General features: G+C 64.6%; 7 protein-coding genes and 1 pseudogene. All 8 read left to right on the top strand.

Annotated features, from left to right (window positions below):
• Positions 1-273 precede the first annotated feature (273 nt).
• The 8 genes and pseudogenes from IVA87_RS19745 (at position 274) to IVA87_RS19710 (ending at position 7,444) form a co-directional block, all read left to right on the top strand.
• Positions 274-1,440, top strand: coding sequence for a cytochrome P450 (locus tag IVA87_RS19745; RefSeq protein WP_247334651.1), 1,167 nt, complete (start codon positions 274-276; stop codon positions 1,438-1,440).
• A 371-nt stretch (positions 1,441-1,811) separates the two neighbouring features.
• On the top strand, positions 1,812-2,762 hold the full coding sequence (locus tag IVA87_RS19740) for a sulfonate ABC transporter substrate-binding protein (protein WP_247334650.1): 951 nt from the start codon (positions 1,812-1,814) through the stop codon (positions 2,760-2,762).
• Positions 2,763-2,799: 37 nt separating this feature from the next.
• Entirely contained in the window at positions 2,800-3,753 is a 954-nt protein-coding gene (locus IVA87_RS19735) for a sulfonate ABC transporter substrate-binding protein (protein ID WP_247334649.1), read from the top strand.
• A complete protein-coding gene (gene ssuD / locus IVA87_RS19730; protein WP_247334648.1) occupies positions 3,750-4,928 on the top strand; it encodes an FMNH2-dependent alkanesulfonate monooxygenase in 1,179 nt (392 codons plus the stop codon). Before IVA87_RS19735 ends, ssuD begins: the two co-directional genes overlap by 4 nt.
• Positions 4,925-5,731, top strand: coding sequence for an aliphatic sulfonate ABC transporter permease SsuC (gene ssuC, locus IVA87_RS19725; protein WP_247334646.1), 807 nt, complete (start codon positions 4,925-4,927; stop codon positions 5,729-5,731). The genes ssuD and ssuC overlap by 4 nt, the downstream gene beginning before the upstream one ends.
• Positions 5,732-5,738: 7 nt before the next feature.
• Positions 5,739-6,577: pseudogene (locus IVA87_RS19720) on the top strand (ATP-binding cassette domain-containing protein).
• Between the two features lie 32 nt (positions 6,578-6,609).
• Positions 6,610-7,191 (top strand): flavin reductase family protein, encoded by a 582-nt coding sequence (locus IVA87_RS19715; protein ID WP_247334644.1) that lies wholly within the window; start codon positions 6,610-6,612, stop codon positions 7,189-7,191.
• 97 nt (positions 7,192-7,288) lie between these two features.
• Complete coding sequence (locus tag IVA87_RS19710; protein WP_247334642.1) at positions 7,289-7,444, top strand: hypothetical protein; 156 nt, start codon at positions 7,289-7,291, stop codon at positions 7,442-7,444.
• Positions 7,445-7,623 lie beyond the last annotated feature (179 nt).

Genomic DNA, 7,623 nt, shown 5'->3' with positions numbered 1-7,623 from the left:
ACCCCGACGCTCGCATAGGGTCAGTAAGAGCAGTTCCGGCCACGTCGCGACGGAGCTATTACAACGAAATACTGCCGGCCTTTTTCAACGGAATCGGCCCTCAACGAACATTCGCTTATGTCCGATGTTGTGGACAATGCGGGCTTCGCCATCGCACCCGCGCGTACTCGACTCTTGAAGACACGTCCTGAGGCCGCCTGTCCCAATCGCTGGGGACAGACGGCGGCTCCTGAAGGCGCTAACCTTGGCAGGCACATAGCAAGGGAGCGAAGCTTGAGCACCGCGCCGCGCATCGACATCGACCCGGCCGCATTCTGGGCCGATCCCTATCCGATGCTCGCGACAATGCGCAAGGAGGCGCCGATTGCCTTCGTGCCGCAGCTCGGCTCGACGTTGCTGACGAGCCGCGACGACATCTCGATTTCCGAGAAGCAGATCGACGTGTTCTCCTCGCACCAGCCCGCAGGTCTGATGAACCGGTTGATGGGCCATAACATGATGCGAAAGGACGGCGAGGCGCACCAGGTCGAGCGCCGCGCCATGTTTCCGACGGTGTCGCCGAAGACGGTGAAGGCGCATTGGACCGCGCAGTTCCAGGCCCATGCCGACCGCATCATCGATCGCATCGAACCGGGACGGATCGACCTCATGCGCGATTTCGCGCTGCCCTTCTCCGGCGAGTGCCTGAAGTCGATCACCGGCCTCACCAATATCGGCTTTCAGGACATGGATGCGTGGTCGCAGGGCATGATCGAGGGCATCGCCAATTATGCCGGCGATCCCGCGATCGAGGCGCGCTGCCACGCCGCGACGTCGGGCATCGATGCCGCGATCGACGACATCCTGCCGGTGATGCGCAAGCATCCGGACCAGAGCATTCTCGGCGTGCTCCTCGCCTCCGGCATGCCGATGGAGAGCGTGCGCGCAAATGTGAAACTCGCGATCTCCGGCGGCCAGAACGAGCCGCGCAAGGCCATCGCCGGCACGGTATGGGCGCTGCTGACCCATCCCGAGCAGCTCAATCTCGTGCGCAAGGGCGAAGTGTCCTGGCTGCAGGCGTTCGAGGAATATGCCCGCTGGATCTCGCCGATCGGCATGTCGCCGCGGCGCATCGCAAAGCCGTGGAGCATCCGCGACGTGTCATTCGAGCTCGATGAGCGCGTGTTCCTGATGTTCGGCTCGGCGAATCGCGACGAGAAGCATTTTGAGCGCGCCGACCAGTTCGACGTGAGACGAGACACATCCAAGAGCGTCGCCTTCGGCGCCGGTCCGCATTTCTGCGCCGGCGCCTGGGCCTCGCGCGCCATGATCGCCGACGTCGCGCTGCCGACCGTGTTCGCGCGCGCGGGGAAGCTCGAGATCGCCGATGACGAGGAGGTGCGGATCGTCGGCTGGGCGTTCCGCGGCCTGCAGAATTTGCCGGTCAATTGGCTTCATTAGGTCGGCCGGGCCCCTCCATCCCGAGCCCCGCCATGATGCCATCTTGCTCCTGTTTTGCCCGACGAGTCAAACGAATTTCGGATAATGCGTAAGTCATTGTTTTCGCACGCCCTGGCTACTGTGCATGGGGTTGTTTTTGCGGTTTTGGTTTCGGCCGCGAGTTTCTAGACCGAACCCGCGCGGCCTTCACATCCGCGTGCAGAAAAATTCCGTCTTCATTCGCTCCGCCGCTTGAAACATTAATCACGCGCTTCGCCGCGCGCGCAGTGCTCGCATCGCTATTTTCCTGAACGTCTCGACAGCTTTCGGAGCGCGCCCCATCATTCACGAGACCTGAATGAATGACGGCCGCACGCGGCCGGGAGCTTGGAATGCATCGTCGCGACTTCTTGAAACTCTCTGCCGGAACTGCAGCCGCTGCTGCCTTCGTCTCGCGCGCCAATGCGCAAGGCGCAGTGAAGGAAATTCGCATCGGTTACCAGAAGACCGGCGTGCTCGTCATCGCGCGCCAGCAGGCCGCCCTGGAGAAACATTTTTCTCCGCAAGGCATCGAGGTGAAATGGATCGAGTTCTCCTCGGGCCCGCCGATGATGGAGGCGATGAACGTCGGCAGCGTGGACTTTGGTTCGGTCGGGGACTCGCCGCCGGTGTTCGCCCAGGCAGCGGGCGCCGCGATCGTCTATGCCGCCGGCCAACCCATCACCAACGGCCAGGGCATCTTGGTGCCGAAGGATTCCCCGATCCGCACGATCGCCGACTTGAAGGGCAAGCGCATCGGCTTCACCAAAGGGTCCAGCGCGCACAACGTCGTGGTGCAGACGCTCGAGAAGGCGGGGCTCACCTATGCTGACATCACCCCGGTCTATCTGACCCCACCGGACGCGGGCCCCGCCTTTGCCAATGGCAGCATCGAGGCCTGGGCGATCTGGGATCCGTATTTCGCGATCGGTGAGACCAAGCAGAACGGCCGCATCCTGATCAATTCGCGCGAGGTTACCAAGACCAACTCCTTCTACATCGCGAACCGCGAGTTCGCGAAGAACCACGGAGTGGTCCTGCAACAGATCGTCGATGTGACGACCGCGGCCGGTAACTGGGCCGAGCAGCACCGCGACGAGGTCGCCAAATCGCTTGCCGCGATCACCGGCGTCCCGCTGGACATCCAGACCGTCGCCGCCAACCGCGCGAACTTCGTGGTCGGCCCCGTCACCGACGACATCGTCGCGACCCAGCAGGGCGTCGCCGACCGCTTTCATAAGCTCGGCCTGATCCCGAAGCCGATCGTCATCCGCGACATCGTCTGGCGCAACCCGGCAGCCTGATCGTGCCCACCACTCTCCCATTTCAAAAGGTTTGAACATGAGGCGTATCATTCAGCGTCTGATCGCGGCCATCGTGCTGTCGATCGGCATCGTCGCCGCCGCGGTCGGCACCTCCTACGGGCAGGACAAGGTGATCCGCATCGGCTATCAGAAATACGGCAAGCTGGTGCTGCTCAAGAGCAAGGGCACGCTGGAACCGAAGCTCGCCGCCGATGGCTACAAGGTGGTGTGGACCGAATTCCCCTCCGGTCCGCCGCTGCTCGAAGCGCTCAATGTCGGCGCAATCGATTTCGGCAACACCGGCGAAGCTCCGCCGATCTTCGCGCAGGCCGCCGGCGCCCCGATCCAGTATGTCGCCTATGAGCCGCCGGCGCCGAAGGGCGAAGCGATCTTGGTGCCGAGGAACAGCCCGCTGAAGTCGGTCGCCGACCTCAGGGGTAAGAAGGTCGCGCTGAACAAGGGCTCCAACGTCCACTATCTTCTGGTCAAGGCGCTGGAGAAGGCGGGTGTCAAATATTCGGAAGTCGAGCCGGTGTTCCTGGCGCCGGCCGATGCACGCGCCGCGTTCGAGCGCGGCGCGGTCGATGCCTGGGTGATCTGGGACCCATTCCAGGCCGCAGCGGAAGCGGCCACCGGTGCGCGCACCTTGGCCGACGGCACCGACATCGTCGCCAACTACCAGTTCTATTTCTCCTCCAAGAAATTCCTCGAAGCCAACCCGAAGATCGTCGACACCGTGCTCACGGAGCTGAGCGCGGTCGACGATTGGGCCAGGGGCGACATCCATGCGGTGGCCGAGCAGCTCGCGCCCTCGATCGGCTTGTCGGTCCCCGTGGTCGAAGTGGCGCTGAAGCGGCAGGCCTACGGCGTCAAGCCGATCACCGATGCCGTCATCGCCGACCAGCAGCAGGTTGCCGACGCGTTCTTCGCGCTGGGCCTGATCCCCAAATCCATCAGGATTTCCGACGTGGCTCGGAAACCAGGATCATGAGCAAGACCATGAGTAAGCAAGCGAACGCCAACATCCTCTGGTTTTTGCCGACCCACGGCGACGGCCGCTATCTCGGCACCGGCATCGGCGGCCGTGAGGTCAATTTCAACTATCTGCGCCAGATCGCCCAGGCCGCCGACCAGCTCGGCTATTTCGGCGTGCTGCTGCCGACGGGGCGGTCTTGCGAGGATTCCTGGATCGTTGCCTCCTCAGTGGCGCCGTTCACCGAGCGGCTGCGCTATCTCGTGGCCGTTCGTCCGGGCCTGCAATCGCCGAGCGTGGCCGCACGCATGACGGCGACGCTCGATCGCATCTCGAACGGTCGGCTTCTCGTCAACGTCGTCACGGGCGGCGATCCCGTCGAGAACAAGGGCGACGGCATTTTCCTCGGCCATGACGAGCGCTACGAAGTCACCCGCGAGTTCCTCAACGTCTATGGCGATCTGCTCGCCGGCAAGACCGTCAATGCCGAGGGCAAGCATATCCATATCGAGGGCGGCAAGCTCTTGTTTCCGCCGGTGCAGTCGCCGCGCCCGCCGCTCTATTTCGGCGGTTCGTCGGATGCCGGCATCGATGTCGCGGTCGACACCGTGGACAAATATCTCACCTGGGGCGAGCCGCCGGCTCTTGTTGCCGAGAAGATCGCGAAGGTGAGGGACGTCGCCGCCGCGCGCGGCAGAAAATTGTCCTTCGGGATCCGGCTTCACGTGATCGTCCGCGAGACCAATGAAGCGGCCTGGCGCGCCGCGAACGAGCTGATCAAGCATGTCAGCGACGAGACCATCGCGCTGGCGCAGAAGAATTTTGCCCGTATGGACTCCGTCGGCCAGCAGCGCATGGCGCAGCTCCACGGCGGCAGGCGCGACAAGCTGGAGATCGCTCCGAACCTGTGGGCCGGCGTCGGCCTCGTGCGCGGCGGCGCCGGCACGGCGCTGGTCGGCGATGCCCAGACCGTCGCAACGCGCATCAGGGAGTATCAGGACCTCGGCATCGATACCTTCATCATGTCGGGCTACCCGCATCTGGAGGAAGCCTATCGCTTTGCCGAGCTGGTCTTCCCGCTGCTCTCGCTGGAGCAGCCCAGCAACGTGACGAAGCTGCACTTCAACGGCGGTCCCTTCGGCGAAACGGTCGGCAGCGATTTCCGTCCGCAGCATCGGGTGTCGCAATCATGAGCGTGATCGACAGCATTGCCCTTCCGCGCAGCGCACGCCTGCCGCGGGCAGACGGCCTCATTCAGTGGATCGTGCCGCTCGCCATCATCGCGATCTGGCAGGTCGCGAGCGTCACTGGCTTCGTGCCAACGCGGGTTCTGCCGGCGCCCAGCGACGTCGTGCTCGCAGGCTGGAAGCTGCTGCTCTCCGGCGAGCTCGTCCGCAACATCTGGGTCTCGTTCTGGCGCGCCTCGATCGGCTTCTTGATCGGCGGCAGCATCGGCTTCGCGTTCGGGCTCGCCAACGGCCTGTCGCAGCTCTCGGCCAAGCTCACCGACACCACGCTCCAGATGGTGCGCAACGTGCCGCATCTGGCGCTGATCCCGCTGGTCATCCTGTGGTTCGGCATCGACGAGAGCGCGAAGCTGTTCCTGGTGGCACTCGGAGTCTTCTTCCCGATCTACCTCAACACGCTGCACGGCATCCGCACCGTCGATCCGCAGCTGATCGAGATGGGCCGCATCTACGGCATGACCGACGGCGAATTGTTTCGCCGGGTGATCTTCCCGGGCGCGCTGCCCTCGATCTTCGTCGGCATCCGCTTCGCGCTCGGAATCATGTGGCTGACCCTGATCGTCGCCGAAACCATCGCGGCGTCCTCGGGCCTCGGCTACATGGCGATGCAGGCGCGCGAGTTCATGCTGATCGACGTCGTCGTGCTTTCGATCCTGATCTACGCCCTGCTCGGCAAGCTCGCCGACAGCGCCTCCCGCGTGCTGGAGCGCCTGACGCTTTCCTGGCACCCCGCCTTCCAGAAACGTTGAGAGTGACATGCAGACAGCGCTTCGTAGCTCCCTTCCGGAAACCGACCTCGCCAGCCGCGCCAATTTCGCGCCACATGCCCGTATGGTGCGCGAGGAGCGCCCGGCGACTGCCGCGGGTTTGCCGCTCAGCATCCGGGGCTTGCGCAAATCCTTCGGCGACAACGAGGTGCTGCGCGGCATCGATTTGCACATTCCCGCCGGCCAGTTCGTCGCCATCGTCGGCAAGAGCGGCTGCGGCAAGAGCACGCTGCTGCGCCTCATCGCCGGCCTGGAGAAGATCGACGCCGGCAGCATCAGCTTCGGCCAGGATATCCAGCCCGAGGACATCCGCGTCATGTTCCAGGAGCCGCGGCTGTTGCCCTGGGCGCGTGTGCTCGCCAATGTCGAGGTCGGGCTCGGCCGCGATCGCGCGTCGGAGGATGCGCATGCGCGCGCCGAGAAAGCCCTGAGCGAGGTCGGGCTGGCCGAGAAGCGCGACCAATGGCCCTCGGTGCTGTCGGGCGGCCAGAAGCAGCGCGTCGCACTCGGTCGCGCGCTGGTCTCCCGGCCGCGCGTGCTCGCCTTCGACGAGCCGCTCGGTGCGCTGGACGCGCTGACCCGGATTTCGATGCAGCGCCTTTTGGAACGCGTCTGGCGCGACCAGGGCTTTACCGCGATCCTTGTCACCCACGACGTCTCCGAGGCCGTCGCGCTCGCAGACCGGGTGCTGGTGATCGATGAGGGCCGGATCGCTCATGACGTCACGGTTAACGCGGCCCGGCCGCGCGCCAGCGTGGCTCAGCTGAGCTTGCGGGCCTCGAAGGCTCGATCCTGAGCCACCTGTTATCGGCGGACGATCGTACCTAAATACAGGGAACCCCGCTTCGGGGAGCAACGCCATGAATGTAGTGCCTCGCGATCTCATGACCGAAATCCCCGTCTCGTCCGCCGATTTCCGCGGCGCCATGCGCCATCTCACCGGCGGCGTCAGCGTCATCACCGCCGGGCGGGGCAGCGACATCAGCGGCATGACGGTGACCTCGGTGACCTCGCTGTCGGTCGAGCCACCGACGCTGCTGGTCAGCATCAATCGCGATGCCTCGTCCTTTCCGCTGATCCGCCGCCATGGTGCCTTCGGCGTGAACATCCTCAATGCCGATCAGCTCGATGTCGCCGAACGTTTTGCCGGCAAGGGCGGGTTGAAGGGCGCCGACCGCTTCGCGGGCGCCCAATGGGTGAGGGCGGTGTCGGGCGTTCCGCTCCTGGCCGGCGCCTTGTCGGCGTTCGATTGCGAGGTCGAGGAGATCATCGAGCGGCATTCGCACGGCATCGTCATCGGCCGTGTCAGGGATATCAAGAGCTCGAGGCGAACAGCGGCGCTGGCTTATTGGCACGGCCAGTACGTGGCGGTCGACCAGGACGAAGACGCGGTCAAGCTTGCAGACGTCAGCGTCCCTGCGCGCGCCCGGCGCGGCATTTGATCGCCGCCATCGCTCTCGCGCAAGGCTGGCGTTTTCCTCGCCACCGCTTTAGAAGCGCCTGAGCCCGCCGGATCGGGGGCGGCAATGGAGCGGATGGATGAAGCGCGTCGCGACCTGGGCCTTCTACGCCATCGGCGCGCTCGCGATTGCCTATCTCGCGCTCTACGCCTACGCGATGTTCAGCGGCGAACCGATCGTGCCTGACGACCCCATCCACATCTTCCGCAGGCCCGACGCGCCGAGTTATTCGTAGAGCTTGGCAGGTCTCGTAGCAACCATTAAGTGGCGGCAGTTTTTTGCTCCGCCCGGATGGTCTGCGCCTGCCATGATGACGCCGTGCTCGCGTCCGTCAAGGCGTGGCCTGGCAACAGACCACGTGAGGTTCGAGCGAGCGACGGCCATCCTTGACGGACGCTGCGCGCGACGTCATGA

The sequence above is a fragment of the Bradyrhizobium sp. 147 genome (assembly GCF_023073935.1).
Lineage (GTDB): Bacteria > Pseudomonadota > Alphaproteobacteria > Rhizobiales > Xanthobacteraceae > Bradyrhizobium.
Note: the sequence above shows the minus strand (reverse complement) of the source record. Positions and strands in the feature narration are given on the sequence as shown.